The sequence below is a fragment of the Mycobacterium sp. NGS58 genome (genome assembly GCF_059812385.1).
Genome location: NZ_JCALCO010000008.1, coordinates 41999 through 58825, shown reverse-complemented (window position 1 = coordinate 58825; position 16827 = coordinate 41999). Strand labels below are relative to the sequence as shown.

Below are 16827 nucleotides of genomic sequence, written 5' to 3'. Positions count from 1 at the left end.
CTCAGCCGGTTTCAGGGCCCGCCGGCAGTGCACAATGTCAGGTATGCAGACCCAAACGATCGAACGCACCGAGACCGACGAACGCGTCGACGACGGGACCGGCAGCGACACCCCGAAGTACTTCCACTACGTCAAGAAAGACAAGATCGCCGAGAGCGCGGTGATGGGCAACCACGTTGTAGCCCTGTGCGGCGAGGTGTTTCCCGTCACCAAGGCGGCCAAGCCGGGCTCACCGGTCTGTCCGGACTGCAAGCAGATCTACGACCGGATGAAGAAGGGCTGATCAGCCGGGCGGCTCCGCCGGCGCGACGTCGCGTTGCGCGGTGATGGGATTCGTGGTCACGGGGTTCGACAGCGTGCCCGCCGCCTTCGCTAGTGCGGGGGAGCGCGACAGCAGCCATCTGCGCAGCCGGTGGGCGTGCGTCTTGGGTGCGGGGAATTCCTCCTGGATGGCGGCATTGAGTTCGGCGCCGATCATGATCGCGAAGCCCCCGAAGAACGAGAACAGCAGGAAGGCGATCGGCGTGGACAGCGCGCCGTAGGTGTAGCCGGTCCTGGTGATCCACTGCAGGTAGAGGCGTAGGCCCAGGGTGGCGATTACGAATACCGCGGTGGCCAGCGCCGCGCCGAAGATCAGCCGGTGCGTCGGCAGCGGCTCCGGCAACGACACGCGGTACAAGATCACGACCCCGAGCAGTAAGACGAAGATCAAGGCCGGGTAGTAGCCGTAGCGCAGCGCGTTGGCCAGGCTCACCGGGATGTGTTCGCCCACTTTGCGCGGTCCCAGGACCACCAACGGCGCGGTCGCCACCACGAAGACCAGCCCCACCACGTAGAGGAAGAGCGCAAACAGGCGCTGGCGCACCGGATGGCGCAACGGTGTCTGGTCATGCGCCTCGACCACGGAGTCGACGAACGACGAAATGGCCGACGAGCCCGCCCACAACGAAATGATGAAACCCAGCGACACCACCTCGCCGCGGGCGTGGTTGGCGATGTCACGCACGGTCGGCTCGATGATCTCGTTGACCACGCTGCGAGAGAACACGCTGTGTGCCGTCGAGATCAGCTGGCGCAGGATGCTCGGCAGCATGTCCGGGCCGAACAGCGGAGCCACATAGGCCAAGGTGCCCAGCAGCCCGAGCAGCAGCGGCGGCAGTGACAGCGCCGACCAGAAACCAGCCTGAGCCGACTCAGAGAAAATCGAGTCGTCCCAACTCTTGGAAAGAGTCCTCAGGGTGATCCGCCAAATGTGGTGGCGCGACGGTTTTGCGACCTGCTCGCTCATACCCGTCCAGCATTACCGAAGATCGCTCGCACCGCCCACATTGGCGATGGGCGAGTTCGCTGCGGGCTAGCTTTCGCTGATCTCCAGCACCGCGTCCAGCTCGGTCAGCTTCGCCTCGTGCTCGTTGGCGTGGTGCTGGCAGAAGAGAAGCTCCAGTCCAGAAGGCAGCTTGGCGCGCACACGAGCCGCAGCACCGCAGCGGTCGCAGCGGTCGGCTCTTGTCAGTTCAGGACTCGTCAGAGTTGCATTCATGGCTTCTCCGTTCTCGTACGTTCACTTTCTCAGACGTATGGCGTTTTTGCCTTGTTCCCCGATCGTTATCGGGTGTGTCGTTTCTCACGGGCTGGTCAGGTTTGGTTTAGGCGGTATTTAGGGTGTCGGGTTGTGACCTTCGCCCCTGACTTCCTGGTGCACCTGTGCGGAACCGAGCAGTGGGCCCGGGCCCGCGAGGTGGGCGGCATCCACCCGGACACCGCGAATGGGGGCGAGTTCATCCATCTGTCGACGCCGGAACAGGTGCACCTGCCGGCCAACCGCCTCTACCGTGGTCGCGGCGACCTGGTCCTGTTGCACATCGACCCCGCGAGGCTCGACGCGCCGGTGCGGTGGGAGCCAGGAGTGGCAACCGATCCGGAGTCGATGTTGTTCCCGCACCTGTACGGCCCGCTGCCGGTGGCCGCTGTGGTCCGGGTCACCGCCTACCCGCCGGGCGATGACGGCACCTTCGCGCCGATCGCAGGCGACTGAGCCGGGCGGTCGACGTAGGCGTCGGCCTCGATCTCCACCAACAGCTCGGGCGCGATGAGCGCCGAGACTTCCACCATCGTGGCGGCGGGGCGAATCGCACCGAATACTTGCTCATGCACGGCTCCCACCTCGGGCCAGCGGGAGATGTCGGTGACGTAGATGCGGGTGCGCACCACGTCGCTGAGCGCGGCGCCCGCTTGGTGCAAGGCAATCTCGATGCGGCGCAAAGCATCTCGTGTCTGGGCGGCGATGTCCCCAGCGGGTCCGGCGCCGGTTGTTCCGGCCACCGCCACGTGCGGGCCGACCCGCACCGCGCGCGAATAACCCACCGCCGACTCGAAGGCGGATTCTCCAGGGATCACTTTGCGGCTGGTTGACATGGGAGTCACCGTACGACGGCGGCGTCGTCGGCGCAGCCGAACCGGTGGCAGCGTCCGTTTGGCCGCCGGCACTCAGCAGACGCCGAAACAGCTTGCACAACAAAGATTTTGGAGTAAACGGCCCAATTGCGCCAGGATGCCGGCGAAGCCACTGCGGACGAGCGCTGCGCGAGGCTTGTCCTGATTGTCAGTGCTCCAGGACCAGCTTGCCGATCTGCTCGCACTTGGCGAGCTTGGTCAGCGCATCGGGGTAGGCATCGAAGGGAAATACTTCGTCCACGATCACCGGGAGACCCCTGGCCACGTGATCGGTCACCTGGACGAACTCGAGGTGCGATCCCGTGGTCACACCGATCAGCTCCTGCTGCTTGAAGAACAGCCGTGGCAGCAACAGCGGCACCTCGACCCCGCTGGTGGCGCCGCAGGTGACGAAGCGACCGCCGTTGTCGAGTGCCCGGATCGCCGGTTCCCAGGTCGCGGCGCCGACGCTGTCGATCACAACCTCCACCTTGACGGGGTATGGCCCGGCGGAATCGAACGCCTCAACGGCGCCGAGCTCTTTGGCGCGATTGCGCTTCGCCTCGTCCCGCGACGTCGCATAGACCTCTGCCCCCAAGTACTTGGCGATCAGCAGCGATGCGACGGCCACTCCGCCGCCGCCGCCGACGACCAGCACCTTCGTGCCGGTTCGCACCCGGCCTTTGCGCAGCATCCGCCATGCCGTCACGTGACACACCGGATACGCCGCGCACTCGACCCACGACAGGTGCCCGGGCTTGCGGACCGGATGCCACGCCGGAACGACGACGTAGTCGGCATGACCACCCCACCGGTGCTCACCGAGCAGGTGTGTCCCAGGGTCGGCAATGCTGTCGATGCCGCGGGTGAGGATCGCTTGGTGAGAGGTGATGCCCGCCTCCATCACGACTTCGTCACCCGGCTGCCAGTCGGTCACGCCGGGACCGACCATGTCGATCACGCCGGCGACGTCGGAGCCCGACACGTGCGGGAACGATCGCGGCTTGGGCATCCCCCGCATCAGCCAGAGATCGATGTGGTTGAGAGCGGATGCCCGGACCTCAATGCGGACCTCGCCCGGCCCTGGCACCGGGTTAGGAACCTCGGCACAGCGATACTCGCCCGGCGAGTCCTCGAGGATCCATCCACGCATGGGTCATTACGGTACCGACGTTTGTTGCGCCGGGAAGCGGGTTGGGCCGCCGCCATCGTCAACCGTTGCGGATACCGGGCCGGATGAGCGTCCCGGGCTGCTGCCGCTTAGTCGAGGTAGTCGCGCAACACCTGGGAGCGGCTGGGGTGGCGCAGCTTCGACATCGTCTTGGACTCGATCTGGCGGATGCGCTCACGGGTCACCCCGTAAACCTGACCGATCTCGTCCAGGGTGCGGGGCTGGCCGTCGGTGAGACCGAAGCGCAGCCGAACTACGCCCGCCTCGCGCTCGGACAGCGTCTCCAGCACCGACTGCAGCTGGTCTTGGAGCAGTGTGAACGAGACCGCGTCGACGGCCACCACGGCCTCGCTGTCCTCGATGAAATCGCCCAGCTGGCTGTCGCCCTCGTCGCCGATGGTCTGGTCCAGCGAGATCGGCTCGCGGGCGTATTGCTGGATCTCCAGCACCTTTTCGGGCGTGATGTCCATTTCCTTGGCGAGCTCTTCGGGCGTGGGCTCGCGGCCCAGGTCCTGCAGCAGTTCGCGCTGGATACGGCCGAGCTTGTTGATCACCTCGACCATGTGCACCGGGATGCGGATGGTGCGGGCTTGGTCGGCCATGGCGCGGGTGATGGCCTGACGGATCCACCAGGTCGCGTAGGTGGAGAACTTGTAACCCTTGGTGTAGTCGAACTTCTCAACAGCGCGGATCAGACCCAGGTTGCCCTCCTGGATGAGGTCCAGGAACGCCATGCCGCGGCCTGTGTAGCGCTTGGCCAGCGACACCACCAGTCGCAGGTTGGCTTCCAGCAGATGGTTCTTCGCGCGGTCGCCGTCGCGGCAGATCCACACCATATCGCGTCGCTGCGCGGCGGGCAGTTTGTCGCCGCGCTCGGTCAGCTCGGTCATCAGCTGCGTCGCGTACAACCCGGCCTCGATGCGCTTGGCCAGCTCGACCTCTTCCTCGGCGTTGAGCAGCGCGACCTTACCGATCTGCTTGAGGTAGGCGCGAACCGAGTCGGCGGAGGCCGTGAGCTCGGCGTCCTTGCGGGCCTGCCGCAACGCCTCGGACTCGTCCTCGTCCCACACGAAATCGCCGGAGGCCTTGTCCTTTTCGCTGGGCTCGGCGATTTCCTCCTCGTCCTCTGCGGCGGCCTCGCCGGCCTTGGCGGGCTTCGCGGCGGTCTCTTCCTCGCCCTCGGGGGCGTCGGCCTCGCCCTCATCGGCGTCTTGGCCGTCGGACGCCACGTCGTCCTCGAGGTCTTCGAGGTTCAGGTCGGTGTCGATGTCGAGGTCTTCGCCGGGCTCGCCCTCGAGGTCGGGTTCATTGTCGAGTTCCTCGACGGCGCCGTCGGAATCGAGGGCGTCGGGATCGGCCGGCGCGGCCTTGGCCGCTTTGGTTCCGCGCGCCGACGGCGCCTTGGCGCCGGCGCCCTTGGCCGCGGCGCGGGTCTTCTTGGGGTCGGAGTCGGCCGCGTCGGACTTGGACTTGGTGGACGGTGATGCTGACTTGGCGGCCCGCTTGGCGGGCGCCGAACCGTTGGCAGCCTTGGCCGCCGGTCGCTTGGCGGGGGACGACGGCGACTTCGTGGCGGTGCGTTTCACCGGCCCGTCCGTCGCCGGGCTTGCTTTCGTCGCTGCCACTTACACCCCTTCGTTTGGGCTCACTTTCGGTGGGTATTGGGCATGGTTAACCGAAAGTGTCTGCTATGTCGATGTCGGCGTTGGTATCAGCGTGAGTAGTCGCACGCTATCGGTTGGGCATTCGCCGAGCACCATTGTAACGACAGTGCGCGGTACTACGGCTCTGCCGGGCAAAATCAGTGAGTCACGTCCGAGGTGGAGGCCATCGCCGCGCCGACGATCCCGGCGGTGTTGAGCAGGGCCGCGGCGACCACCGGAGTGCGGTTGGTCAGCAGCGGCAACCATTTGTCGGCCTTGCGGCTGATCCCGCCGCCCGCGATGAACAGGTCGGGCCACACCGCGTTCTCGATGCTCACGAGCACTTTGGTGACCTGCTTGGCCCATTTTTCGTAGGACCAGTCGTTCTTCTCTTTCACCGACGACGCCGCCCGCTGTTCGGCCTCCTTGCCGCCGACCTCGAGATGGCCGAACTCGGTGTTGGGGATCAGCGTCCCGTTATGAATCACCGCGGAGCCGATCCCGGTACCGAAGGTCAACAACACCACGAGGCCCGACTGTCCTTTGCCCGCACCGTAGTGCTCTTCGGCGAGCCCGGCGGCGTCGGCGTCGTTGAGGACGATGACGTCCTGACCGTTCAGTTCGGCGCTGATGATGTCGCGCGCGTTGCTACCGATCCACGCCTTGTCCACGTTGGCCGCCGTCTGCACGATGCCGTGCGTGACGACTCCGGGATAGGTCACTCCGAGCGGGCCGGTCCACCCGAAAGCGTTGACCACCTCTGCGATCGTCTTGGCCACCGCCGAGGGCGTCGCGGGCTGCGGGGTCAGCAGCTTGACCCGCTCGCCGATCAACTGCCCGGTGTCCATGTCGACGATGCCGCCCTTGATGCCGCTGCCGCCGACGTCGATGCCGAACCCGCGACGCTGTGGCCTGCCGTCGCCGGCAGCGCTGACAGGCGTACCCGCGATCGAGTCGGTGCTGGTCATCGAATCTCCTCGGCGTGACTGGACTGTCCGCTCACCTTAGCGCCGCCACGGCACGGCCCGTGGCGTCTGCGCGTTGAGGGCGCTTGTGATCCGATAGACCGGTGACCCCTTCCGATGACGAGCTCGTGCGGCTGCGCTCCGTCGCCGAAACGTTGGCCGCGGAGGCCGCCGCGTTCGTGAGGCGGCGGCGGGCAGAGGTATTCGGCACCGGCGCGCACAGCGATCCCAGTGGCGCCGTGCGATCGAAGAGCACCCCGACCGATCCGGTGACCGTCGTCGACACGGAAACGGAACGGCTGCTGCGCGACCGGCTGGCCGAATTACGGCCCGGCGACGCCATCCTCGGCGAGGAGGGCGGCGGGCCCGCCGACCCGGCGGGTGCGCCGGCCGGATCGGTCACCTGGGTGCTCGATCCCATCGACGGCACGGTGAATTTCGTCTACGACATTCCCGCCTACGCCGTGTCGGTCGGCGCACAGGTCGACGGCGAGTCGGTGGCCGGGGCGGTCGCCGACGTCGTCGGAGAGCGGGTGTACTCGGCGGCGGTGGGCATGGGCGCGCACGTCACCGATGACGGGGGGACGCAGCGGCTGCGGAGCGCCGCCGTCGACGATTTGTCGATGGCGTTGCTGGGCACCGGTTTCGGCTATTCGCGTCAGCGCCGCGCGGCGCAGGCGGCGCTGGTGGCGCGCATGCTGCCGGTAGTCCGCGATGTGCGTCGAATCGGCTCGGCGGCACTGGATCTGTGCATGGTCGCCTCGGGCCGGCTCGACGCCTTCTATGAGCACGGTCTGCAGGTATGGGATCGCGCCGCGGGTGCGCTGATCGCGGCGGAGGCGGGTGCTCGGGTGGTTCTGCCCGCGCCCGGTGTGACCAGGGCCGGCCTGTCGCTGGCCGCCGCGCCTGGAATCGCCGACGAACTGCTCGCCGTCCTGGAGCGCTTCGACGGCGTGGATCCGATCCCGGATTGACCGTCCGCCTCAGCAGCTGCTGGCGTGAATCTTGGCCAGCAGCGCGGGATCTGAGGGTTCGGTGGCGCCGGGACGCAGGGTCGCGAGCACGGCGTCGATGTCGTCGTCGTGGGCCAGCGCGCTGAAGTCGGTGCCCAGGGAGAAGTCGACCGAGTCGTCGGCGCGGTTGTCGTTGAACAGTTCGGTGCACGGCGCCACCAACCACACGGCGGCAGCGGTGGCCTGGCCGGCGGTGCCGAAACGGATCTGGCCCTGACAGGTGAGTCTGGTGCCCGCGTAGAGGGGGTCGTTGGCGGCGGTGGGTTGCGCGAATCCGAGGTCCTTCATGGCGCCCGCGACGTCGCCGGCCTGGCCGCCACGGCCGCTGGCGTTGAGGACGCGAACTTTGGTGTCCGCGAGTTTGGCGGGCATGACGTCGATCATCGCGCTGCGCGACACCTGCTCACCCAGCTGGGCCGGTGCCGAGCCGGCCGACTGCGGCGGCGGGTTGCACACCGCGGCCTCGTGAACTTTGGCGGGTCGCGTCAGCGCGATCGTCCAGATCACGGCGGTGGCGACCGAGAGCACAATCACAACGACGATGGCGGGCCGGGGGTTGCGGCGCCGAAAAGGCCTACCATGCTTGTCAAACGCTGTACCCTCGGTGATTTGCGTGACCACAGCTGCACTCTAGCCGCACGCTAAATCCACTGTTCAGAGACGAGCGCAAGGGTAAAAATAGGGGTGTGACGTAAATCACACCTTAATGGGTCGCGATACGGGCACGAATCATTTGGTGGATGCGTTCGACGCTGGTACAAAGCGATGCTTGGATAACGAGGGCATGTGAGGGGATAGGGCAATGCCTACCGACTATGACGCTCCACGGCGCACCGAGACCGACGACGTTTCGGAGGACTCGCTAGAGGAGCTCAAAGCGCGACGGAACGAGGCGGCTTCGGCCGTCGTCGATGTCGATGAATCTGAATCCGCTGAGAACTTCGAACTGCCGGGTGCCGACCTGTCGGGGGAAGAATTGTCGGTGCGCGTGATTCCCAAGCAGGCCGACGAGTTCACCTGCTCGAGCTGCTTCCTGGTGCAGCACCGCAGTCGGCTGGCCAGCGAGAAGAACGGCGTGATGATCTGTACCGACTGCGCGGCCTGATCGCTGCGCTCACCGTGTCAGGGCCGACAGCACCCGCTCGGGGTGACGGCAGCTCACCAGCCAGTACGGCGTCGGATCGTCCGGATCGTCGAGTACCGCCAAAACCATCGGCCGGACCCATGCCCTATGTAAGACGTACGCCGCCGGGTCCAGCTGGCGGCCCAGCGCGGCCGACTTGGCCGAGGACGGTATCTCAGCGGATCGGGAGATCGCCGTGATTGGCAGATGGGCCGGGCCCGCCCAGAGCTGCACTTCGCCCGGTGCGGCCGGGTCTTCGGTTACCCGGATCTCGATGCGGCCGAGCCACAGCAGCGCCGCGGCCGCCACCGCGAACAGCGTCGCGTACGGCCACCAGGCCGACTGGCGGGTGACGCCCATGTTGAATTCGAAAGCGACGATGCTCGCCAGCGCGAAGGCTGGGGGCCACCACCACCACGGAACCCACAATCGTTCGCGATACCGCACGTTGTGCGGCGCGACGCGCGTCTCGGACACGCAGTCAAGGGTAGTCTTTGGCCCCGTGTCGACCAGTCTGGCCATCGTCCGTCTCGACCCTGAGCTCCCGCTGCCCGTCCGCGCCCACGAGGGCGACGCCGGCATCGATCTCTACAGCGCCGAAGACGTCAAACTGGAACCCGGGCGACGCGCCCTGGTGCGAACGGGGGTCGCGGTGGCCATCCCGTTCGGAATGGTCGGCTTGGTGCACCCACGGTCGGGACTGGCTGCGCGAGTTGGACTTTCGATCGTCAACAGCCCGGGTACCATCGATGCGGGCTATCGCGGAGAGATCAAGGTAGCGCTGATCAACCTGGACCCGACGGAGCCGATCGTGGTGCATCGCGGCGACCGCATCGCCCAGTTGCTGGTACAGCGAGTCGAATTAGTGGAGCTGGTCGAGGTGTCGTCGTTCGACGAGGCCGGGCTGGCCGAAACATCCCGTGGCGATGGTGGTCACGGTTCCTCCGGCGGACATGCGAGTTTGTGATGGCATTAGGTAGACGCACACCCAAAGACGACGAAGCCTCCGGCGCCGACACCTCGGCGGCGGAGGCGGTCGCGGCCCGCGATGCCGACGAGCCGGCCCCCGACGAGCTCGAGGGCCCGTTCGACATCGAGGACTTCGACGATCCCGCGGTTGCCGAGCTGGCCCGGCTCGACCTGGGTTCGGTGCTGATCCCCATGCCCGAGGCCGGCCAGCTGCAGGTCGAGCTGACCGAGACCGGTGTGCCGAGCGCGGTGTGGGTTGTCACGCCGAACGGTCGTTTCACCATCGCCGCGTACGCCGCGCCCAAGACCGCCGGCCTGTGGCGTGAAGTGGCGGGTGAGCTCGCCGAATCGCTGCGCAACGACTCGGCCCAGGTCAGCATCAAGGACGGGCCGTGGGGTCGCGAAGTGGTGGGCACCGCCGCTGGCGTGGTGCGCTTCATCGGCGTCGACGGCTACCGCTGGATGATCCGCTGCGTCATCAACGGCTCGCAGGAGACGATGGAGGCCCTGGAGCAGGAGGCGCGAGCGGCCTTGGCGGACACCGTGGTTCGGCGAGGCGATACGCCGCTGCCGGTGCGGACACCGCTGGCCGTGCAGCTACCCGAGCCGATGGCGCAGCAACTGCGCGAAGCTGCCGCCGCGCAACAGGCCGCACAGCAGGACGACGCCCAAGCACAGCAGGCGCCGTCCAACGAGCCGGCCGCGCGTCGCAGCGTCGACGGGTCGGCCATGCAACAGCTGCGCACCACCACCGGCGGCTGACCGACTACAGGTCGGCCAGCGCGCCCAGGCAGGCCGCGCCCAGGGCGGTGGGATCCGCCCCGATCTGGTCCAGCGTCACCGTCCGCAGCGCCGCGCGCGGCGCCGCGGCGACCCAGTCGATGCCCGCCTGCAACGGGTGGATCGGGTCGTCGACGGCGGAGGCCACCCCCAGCGGTGCGGCCAGCCCGGCCAGCTCGTCGCAGCTCGGCGCGATATAAGCGGCCGCCTCTTCCATGGCGTCGGGCAGATGTGGCCATTGCGCGCCCCAAGACCGACTCAGCTCGTCGGCCAGCCATGGCGGGCTGGACGCGCGCATCTGGGTCGTGGTCGCCGCCAGCCCGTCGGTGCGCAACTGCGCCGCCGAATACCGCGCGGCAAGGGCCGCGGGGGCCGTCCCGGGCGCGCCGGCCCAGGCCGGCAGCGCGGCCAGCACCGCGACCGCCCGGTCGGGATGTTCCAGCGCCCAGGCGGCCGCCACTGCGGCGCCGATTGAGACCCCGCCCACAACGATCGGCTCCGCGCGCGCCGCGTCATCCAGCGCCGCCAGGTAGCCCTCGATCAACCCGTCGGGCCGCGGCGGCGGGGTCACCAACAGCGCGCCGATCTCGGACAAGGGCCTGGAAAAAGCCCGGTGAACGTAGTCGTCGTCGGAGCCGGTGCCGGGCAGCAACACCGTCGTGACACCGCGCAAATCGACCACCACCTCTAGATAGTGCCCCGCCGCTCACCCGCCCTCCAACACGAAGTTTGAGTGGGTTGGCGCTGGGGAACCAACAGGTCTACGGTGTCCGTTGGCATAGATGGAAGCGTCGAGGCTTATCAGCATTTGTCAGGAGTGGCCATGGGGGCCCAAGGGTATCTGCGCCGGCTCACCCGTCGGTTGACGGAGGATCCGGAACAACTCGACTCGGAGGAACTCTCCGACGAGGTCGCAAGCACCGGCGCGCAACGCGCGATCGATTGCGAGCGTGGCCAGGAGGTCACGATGGTGGGCACCCTGCGCAGCGTCGAGTGCAACGGCAGGGCGTGCGCCGGCGGGGTGCGCGCCGAATTGTTCGACGGCAGCGACACGGTGACGCTGGTCTGGCTGGGACAGCGCCGCATACCGGGCATCGACTCGGGCCGCACCCTGCGAGTGCGCGGGCGCCTCGGCAAGCTGGAGAACGGAACGAAGGCGATCTACAACCCGCACTACGAAATTCAGCGGTGACCGACCCCGAAGATCTGGGGGCAATCCCGCGGGAGTCGACGACCGCGCCGGAACAGATGACCACCAACCGCATCAGCCCCGAACGTCTGCTGGCTCAGGCAGGCGGGGTCAGTGGTGTCATCTATTCGTCGCTGCCGGTGGTCGTGTTCGTCATCGTCTCGAGCGTGTCGGGATTGGTTCCCGCGATCGTGGCCGCGCTGGGGGTGGCCGCATTGATTTTGGTGTGGCGGCTCATTCGCCGCGGATCCGCGCAGCCGGCCTTCTCCGGCTTCTTCGGCGTCGCGCTGTGCGCGCTGATCGCCTACGTGCTGGGTGAGTCCAAGGGCTATTTTTTGCTGGGCATCTGGATGTCGTTGGTGTGGGCGGTGGTCGTCGCGGCGTCGGTGCTGATCCGGCGGCCCATGGTCGGCTATGCGTGGAGCTGGGCCACGGGGCGGGGTGACGGCTGGCGCGACGTGCCGCGGGCCGTCTACGCGTTCGACATCGCCTCGGTGGGCTGGGTGCTGGTGTTCGCCGCCCGGTTCATCGTTCAGGGTTTGCTCTACGACGCCGATCGGACCGGCTGGCTGGCGGTGGCGCGGATCGCGATGGGCTGGCCGCTGACCGTGCTGGCCGCGTTGGCGACCTACGCCGCGATCAGGTCGGCGCAGCGGGCCATCGCCGCTGCCGGTGTTCCCGCGGTCGGCATCGAACCCGGCGCCCTCACCGACTGACTACTCGCCGGCCGGACTGTGGCTGCCCAGTAGCAGCTTCTGCAGCTCTTCTTCCGCCTCGGCAACGGCGACGAACAGCAGCTCGTCGCCGCCCTCCAACGGCTCGTCCTCCTCGGGAACGATCACCCGGGGGCCCCGCAGGATCGTCACCAGCGAGGTGTTCCGCGGCAGCTGCAGCTTGCGCACCGGCTTGCCGCCCCACGGCGTGTCGTCGGGCAGCGTGATCTCGACGAGGTTGGCCTGACCCCTGCGAAATTCCATAAGCCGCACCAGATCACCGACGGCGACGGCCTCTTCGATGAGCGAGGCCAGCATCCGCGGCGTCGACACCGCCACGTCGACCCCCCACGCGTCGGTGAACAACCACTCGTTGCGGGGATCGTTGACCCGGGCGACCACTCGCGGTACCGCGAACTCGGTTTTGGCCAGCAGGCTCAGCACGACGTTGGCCTTGTCGTCGCCGGTCGCGGCGACCACCACGTCGAATTCGTGCAGGTGCACCGACTCGAGCAGGCTCAGTTCGCAGGCATCGCCCAGTCGCCAGTGCGCGGCCGGGATGGCGTCGACGTCGACGTGATCGGGATTACGTTCGATCAGCGTCACGTCGTGGCCGTTGCCGATGAGTTCGCGGGTGACCGAACGGCCGACGGCGCCGGCACCGGCAACAGCTACCTTCATGTGCGCCGCTCCTCAAGCCGCTCGTTCGAATTCATCACAAGTCTTCGCTGGGTGGCAGCGCGGCGATGGCCACCGCCTCGGCGGCGCGGCCGGAGATCGCGGCGACATACACCTGGTCGCCGGCCTGGATGACCGATTTGGGCTCCGGCAAAACACCGGCCCCGAAACGGATCAGGAACGCGACCCGGGCGCCGGTGGCCTGCTCGAGATCGGTGACCCGATGCCCGATCCAGTCCTCGTGCAAGACGACCTCGGACACGGCGACGGTGCCGGTCGGATCGCGCCATTTGGCCGTTTCGGACTCGCGCAGCAACGCGTTGAGCAGGCGGTCGGTGGTCCAGGGCACGGTCGCGATCGTGGGAATGCCCAGACGCTCGTAGACCTCGGCGCGCTTGGCGTCATAGATGCGCGCCACGACCCGCTTGACGCCGAACGTCTCCCGGGCCAGCCGCGCCGAGATGATGTTGGAGTTGTCGCCGGACGAGACCGCGGCAAACGCGTCGGCTTCATCGATACGGGCCCTCAGCAGTACATCGCGGTCGAATCCCTGCCCCAGCACCCGCTCGCCGGCGTATTCCGGGCTGAGCCGGTTGAAGGCGGTGCTGTCACGGTCGATGACGGCGACGTCGTGACCGATGCGCGAGAGCCCGTCGGCGACCGAGGAACCGACCCGTCCGCAGCCCATCACCACTACTCGCAACTTGAGGTCCTCTCGACCGCGTCCTGCGCCCTTCACCGGCAACCCACGTCGGCCAGCCGTTTCGGTCGGCGAACATTCTCCTACGAACGCTACCGCCAAACCCGTCTGGGCTTACTCTTGGCTCTCGTGTCCAAACTTTCAACCGCCACCCGTCGGTTGCTTATCGGTCGGCCGTTTCGCAGCGACCGGCTGAGTCACACGCTGTTACCCAAGCGGATCGCCTTGCCGGTGTTCGCCTCCGACGCGCTGTCCTCGGTTGCGTACGCGCCCGAGGAGGTCTTCCTGATGCTCTCGGTGGCCGGGGTCACGGCGTACGCGCTCACACCGTGGATCGGGCTGGCTGTGGCCGCGGTGATGCTGGTGGTGGTGGCCAGCTACCGGCAGAACGTCCACGCCTACCCGTCCGGCGGCGGCGACTACGAAGTGGTCACCACCAACCTCGGCGACACCGCCGGCCTCGTGGTCGCCAGTGCGCTGATGGTGGATTACGTTCTGACCGTTGCGGTCTCGACGGCGTCGGCGATGGCGAACATCGGGTCGGCGATTCCGATCGTGGCCCAGCACAAGGTGTTCTTCTGCGTGGTGTCCATCCTGCTGGTGATGGCGCTGAACCTGCGCGGCGTGCGCGAGTCCGGGCTGGCGTTCGCCATCCCGACGTATGCGTTCATCATCGGTGTCCTGGTGATGATCGGCTGGGGGCTGTTCCGGATCTTCGTCCTGGGCAATCCGCTGCGCGCCGAATCCGCCGGTTTCCAAATGCATGCCGAGCACGGCCAGGTCGTCGGCTTCGCGTTGGCGTTCCTGGTGGCGCGCTCGTTCTCGTCGGGCTGCGCGGCGCTGACCGGTGTCGAGGCGATCAGCAACGGCGTGCCGGCGTTCCAGAAACCCAAGTCGCGCAACGCCGCGACGACGCTGCTGATGCTGGGCGGCATCGCGGTGACCCTGCTGATGGGCATCATCGTGCTGGCCCAGCAGATCGGGGTCAAGCTCGTCGAGGATCCCGCGCGACAGCTCACCGGTGCGCCCAAGGATTACTACCAGAAGACCCTGGTCACCCAGCTGGCGCAGACGGTGTTCGGCAGCTTCCACATCGGGTTCCTGCTGATCGCCACGGTGACCGCCCTGATCCTGGTGCTGGCGGCCAACACCGCATTCAACGGCTTCCCCGTGCTCGGCTCGATCCTGGCGCAGCACAGCTACCTGCCGCGCCAATTGCACACTCGCGGAGACCGATTGGCGTTCTCCAACGGAATACTGTTCCTGTCCGGGGCGGCGCTGCTGGCGATCATCGCGTTCCGCGGTGAGGTCACCGCGTTGATTCAGCTGTACATCGTCGGCGTGTTCATTTCGTTCACGCTGAGCCAGATCGGCATGGTGCGGCACTGGACCCGGCTGCTGCGCACCGAAACCGATCCGCCGGCGCGGCGCAAGATGATGCGCTCGCGGTTGGTCAACACGGTCGGCTTGCTGTCCACCGGCACGGTGTTGTTGGTGGTTCTGGTGACCAAGTTCGCGGCCGGGGCGTGGATCGCCCTGTTCGCGATGAGCTTGCTGTTCGGGATCATGAAAATGATTCACCGGCACTACAACACGGTGAACCAGGAACTGGCGGAGCAGGCCGCCGCCCAGGAGGACGTGGTTCTGCCGAGCCGAAATCACGCCGTGGTGCTGGTGTCGAAGCTGCATCTGCCGACGCTTCGTGCGCTGGCCTACGCGAGGGCCACCCGCCCCGATGTGCTGGAGGCCGTGACGGTCAGCGTCGACGACGCGGAAACCCGCGATCTGGTGCACAAGTGGGAAGAAAGCGACATCAGCGTCCCGCTCAAGGTCATCGCCTCGCCGTATCGCGAAGTCACCCGTCCCGTCCTGGAATACGTCAAGCGGGCCCGGGAAGAGTCGCCGCGCACCGTGGTGACGGTGTTCATTCCGGAGTACGTGGTGGGCCACTGGTGGGAGCAGGTCTTGCACAACCAGAGCGCCCTTCGACTCAAGGGCCGCCTGCTGTTCATGCCGGGCGTCATGGTGACTTCGGTTCCGTGGCAGTTGAGTTCGTCGGAGCGGCGTAAAACCTTGCAGCCGCATGTGGCGCCGGGCGACGCTCGTAGGGGAATCTTCGATTGACCCGCGAATCGACACGCACGCCGCGCGCGGCGCCACCCCCGATGGCGGACCTGACCCTGACCACCGATGCCCCGGCCAACGGCGGCAGTTGCGTCGCGCACCACGAAGGCCGGGTGGTGTTTGTCCGCTACGCCCTGCCCGGTGAGCGGGTTCGCGTGCGGATCACCGCGGATCGCGGATCTTATTGGCACGCAGAGGTTGTCGAGATCATCGACCCGGCGGCCGGCCGCATCACATCGCTGTGTCCCATCGCCGGGGTCGGCGGTGCCGGCTGTTGCGACCTGGCGTTCGCCGCCCCCGAGGTGGCCCGCCGGCTCAAGGCCGAAGTCGTGGCCAATCAGCTGGAGCGGCTTGGCGGGCACGCGTGGAGCGGAGAGGCTGAGCCGCTGGCGGATTCCGCGCCGACGGGGTGGCGCACCCGCGTCCGGCTCGACGTGGGCGCCGACCGTCGCGCGGGCTTTCACCGATACCACAGCGAGGAATTGGTGACCGACTTGCGCTGTGCCCAGCTGCCGGCCGGCTTGCTCGACGGGATCGAAGACATCCGATGGCCGCCGGGGGCCCAGCTGCACGTCGCCGTCGACGACGACGGCGTGCGCCACGTGGTGCGCACACTGCGGCAGGGCAGGCAGACCGCGACCAAGGTGGTAGAGGGTCGCTACGAGGCGGCGCAGCGCGTGGCCGGGCGAAGCTGGCAGGTGCCGGTGACCGCCTTCTGGCAGGCGCACCGCGATGCGGCGGACGTCTACAGCCGGCTGGTCGCCGATTGGGCGCAGCTCGGCGCCGGGCAGCGCGCGTGGGATCTGTACGGCGGCGCAGGCGTTTTCGCGGCGGTGCTCGGCGATGCCGTCGGACATTCCGGACGCGTGCTCAGTGTCGACACCTCGCGCGCGTCGACCCGGGCCGCCCGGGCCACCCTGGCCGACCTGACTCAGGTGCACGTCGTCACCGACTCGGTCCGCCGCGCGCTGGTGGCGCAGCGGGGGCGCGCCGACGTAGCGGTGCTGGATCCGCCGCGGGCGGGTGCCGGGCGGGAGGTCATCGATCTGCTGGCCGCCGCCGACGTCCCGCGAGTGGTGCACATCGGTTGTGAGGCAGCATCTTTCGCCCGCGACATCGGGATATACCGCGGCCACGGCTACGCCGTCGAGAAGATCAGGGTGTTCGACGCGTTCCCCCTGACCCATCACACCGAATGCGTCGCGTTGCTGACCCGTTAGGAACTGTTTGGCGACAACGACCGGCTAGACTGCGTCGCGGGGTGCCGGGAAGTCTGGTCGGCGGTGTCGTTGTCGACCGATCGAAAGGCGCACGTTGCTTACCACC

21 protein-coding genes are annotated in these 16827 nt (G+C 67.5%); 10 read left to right on the top strand and 11 right to left on the bottom strand.

The annotated features are described in order from the left end of the window. Positions 1–43 precede the first annotated feature (43 nt). A complete protein-coding gene (locus AC5Y4H_RS09955; protein ID WP_064879665.1) occupies positions 44–283 on the top strand; it encodes a DUF3039 domain-containing protein in 240 nt (79 codons plus the stop codon). Here the strand turns inward: AC5Y4H_RS09955 and AC5Y4H_RS09950 are convergent, their stop codons facing one another. Together AC5Y4H_RS09950 and AC5Y4H_RS09945 are read right to left on the bottom strand one after the other, a co-directional pair. Beyond that, positions 284–1288 (bottom strand): YihY/virulence factor BrkB family protein, encoded by a 1005-nt coding sequence (locus AC5Y4H_RS09950; RefSeq protein ID WP_499980941.1) that lies wholly within the window; start codon positions 1286–1288, stop codon positions 284–286. A 66-nt stretch (positions 1289–1354) separates the two neighbouring features. Beyond that, the gene (locus AC5Y4H_RS09945) at positions 1355–1540 is read right to left on the bottom strand and encodes a DUF7455 domain-containing protein (RefSeq protein WP_067346704.1); all 186 of its coding nucleotides are present in this window, start codon (positions 1538–1540) and stop codon (positions 1355–1357) included. 132 nt (positions 1541–1672) lie between these two features. Here AC5Y4H_RS09945 and AC5Y4H_RS09940 point away from each other — a divergent pair, with 132 nt between their 5' ends. Continuing rightward, positions 1673–2035: a DUF952 domain-containing protein gene (locus AC5Y4H_RS09940; protein ID WP_499980936.1), complete on the top strand. Its 363-nt coding sequence runs from the start codon at positions 1673–1675 to the stop codon at positions 2033–2035. Here the strand turns inward: AC5Y4H_RS09940 and AC5Y4H_RS09935 are convergent. The 4 genes from AC5Y4H_RS09935 to ppgK all read right to left on the bottom strand — a co-directional run bounded on the left by AC5Y4H_RS09935 (position 1987) and on the right by ppgK (position 6215). Continuing rightward, complete coding sequence (locus AC5Y4H_RS09935) at positions 1987–2415, bottom strand: RidA family protein (RefSeq protein WP_499980933.1); 429 nt, start codon at positions 2413–2415, stop codon at positions 1987–1989. The two genes, AC5Y4H_RS09940 and AC5Y4H_RS09935, sit on opposite strands and share 49 nt — an antisense overlap. Before the next feature lie 187 nt (positions 2416–2602). Beyond that, positions 2603–3586 (bottom strand): alcohol dehydrogenase catalytic domain-containing protein, encoded by a 984-nt coding sequence (locus AC5Y4H_RS09930; RefSeq protein WP_499980929.1) that lies wholly within the window; start codon positions 3584–3586, stop codon positions 2603–2605. A 107-nt stretch (positions 3587–3693) separates the two neighbouring features. After that, a complete protein-coding gene (locus AC5Y4H_RS09925; protein WP_499980926.1) occupies positions 3694–5229 on the bottom strand; it encodes an RNA polymerase sigma factor in 1536 nt (511 codons plus the stop codon). Between the two features lie 176 nt (positions 5230–5405). Next, the gene (ppgK, locus tag AC5Y4H_RS09920; RefSeq protein ID WP_499980924.1) at positions 5406–6215 is read right to left on the bottom strand and encodes a polyphosphate--glucose phosphotransferase; all 810 of its coding nucleotides are present in this window, start codon (positions 6213–6215) and stop codon (positions 5406–5408) included. A gap of 101 nt (positions 6216–6316) precedes the next feature. On the opposite strand from ppgK, the gene AC5Y4H_RS09915 reads away from it, so the two are divergent. Beyond that, entirely contained in the window at positions 6317–7186 is an 870-nt protein-coding gene (locus tag AC5Y4H_RS09915; protein WP_499980919.1) for an inositol monophosphatase family protein, read from the top strand. A 9-nt stretch (positions 7187–7195) separates the two neighbouring features. On the opposite strand, the gene cei is transcribed toward AC5Y4H_RS09915, so the two are convergent. Beyond that, positions 7196–7846, bottom strand: coding sequence for an envelope integrity protein Cei (gene cei, locus AC5Y4H_RS09910; RefSeq protein ID WP_499980916.1), 651 nt, complete (start codon positions 7844–7846; stop codon positions 7196–7198). A gap of 181 nt (positions 7847–8027) precedes the next feature. On the opposite strand from cei, the gene AC5Y4H_RS09905 reads away from it, so the two are divergent. Then, positions 8028–8330: a DUF4193 domain-containing protein gene (locus tag AC5Y4H_RS09905; protein WP_036468275.1), complete on the top strand. Its 303-nt coding sequence runs from the start codon at positions 8028–8030 to the stop codon at positions 8328–8330. Between the two features lie 9 nt (positions 8331–8339). Here the strand turns inward: AC5Y4H_RS09905 and AC5Y4H_RS09900 are convergent, their stop codons facing one another. Next, entirely contained in the window at positions 8340–8825 is a 486-nt protein-coding gene (locus tag AC5Y4H_RS09900) for a DUF3093 domain-containing protein (RefSeq protein ID WP_499980914.1), read from the bottom strand. Between the two features lie 25 nt (positions 8826–8850). Here AC5Y4H_RS09900 and dut point away from each other — a divergent pair, with 25 nt between their 5' ends. After that, positions 8851–9315: a dUTP diphosphatase gene (gene dut, locus AC5Y4H_RS09895; RefSeq protein WP_499980912.1), complete on the top strand. Its 465-nt coding sequence runs from the start codon at positions 8851–8853 to the stop codon at positions 9313–9315. After that, positions 9315–10079, top strand: a complete 765-nt coding sequence (locus AC5Y4H_RS09890) for a DUF3710 domain-containing protein (protein WP_499980909.1) — start codon at positions 9315–9317, stop codon at positions 10077–10079. The genes dut and AC5Y4H_RS09890 overlap by 1 nt, the downstream gene beginning before the upstream one ends. 4 nt (positions 10080–10083) lie before the next feature. On the opposite strand, the gene AC5Y4H_RS09885 is transcribed toward AC5Y4H_RS09890, so the two are convergent. Next, a complete protein-coding gene (locus AC5Y4H_RS09885; protein ID WP_499980906.1) occupies positions 10084–10782 on the bottom strand; it encodes an alpha/beta hydrolase in 699 nt (232 codons plus the stop codon). Positions 10783–10920: 138 nt separating this feature from the next. Between AC5Y4H_RS09885 and AC5Y4H_RS09880 the strand changes: the two genes are divergently transcribed. Both AC5Y4H_RS09880 and AC5Y4H_RS09875 read left to right on the top strand, forming a co-directional pair. Continuing rightward, entirely contained in the window at positions 10921–11289 is a 369-nt protein-coding gene (locus AC5Y4H_RS09880) for an OB-fold nucleic acid binding domain-containing protein (RefSeq protein WP_067346731.1), read from the top strand. 56 nt (positions 11290–11345) lie between these two features. Then, a complete protein-coding gene (locus tag AC5Y4H_RS09875) occupies positions 11346–12002 on the top strand; it encodes a DUF3159 domain-containing protein (protein WP_499981249.1) in 657 nt (218 codons plus the stop codon). Here the strand turns inward: AC5Y4H_RS09875 and AC5Y4H_RS09870 are convergent, their stop codons facing one another. Beyond that, on the bottom strand, positions 12003–12680 hold the full coding sequence (locus tag AC5Y4H_RS09870; protein WP_499980903.1) for a potassium channel family protein: 678 nt from the start codon (positions 12678–12680) through the stop codon (positions 12003–12005). A 34-nt stretch (positions 12681–12714) separates the two neighbouring features. After that, a complete protein-coding gene (locus AC5Y4H_RS09865) occupies positions 12715–13380 on the bottom strand; it encodes a potassium channel family protein (protein ID WP_112633567.1) in 666 nt (221 codons plus the stop codon). Positions 13381–13506: 126 nt separating this feature from the next. On the opposite strand from AC5Y4H_RS09865, the gene AC5Y4H_RS09860 reads away from it, so the two are divergent. Further along, positions 13507–15501 (top strand): APC family permease, encoded by a 1995-nt coding sequence (locus AC5Y4H_RS09860; protein WP_499980901.1) that lies wholly within the window; start codon positions 13507–13509, stop codon positions 15499–15501. Between the two features lie 41 nt (positions 15502–15542). Then, positions 15543–16721 (top strand): class I SAM-dependent RNA methyltransferase, encoded by a 1179-nt coding sequence (locus AC5Y4H_RS09855; RefSeq protein WP_499980896.1) that lies wholly within the window; start codon positions 15543–15545, stop codon positions 16719–16721. The last annotated feature ends 106 nt before the right edge of the window (positions 16722–16827 follow it).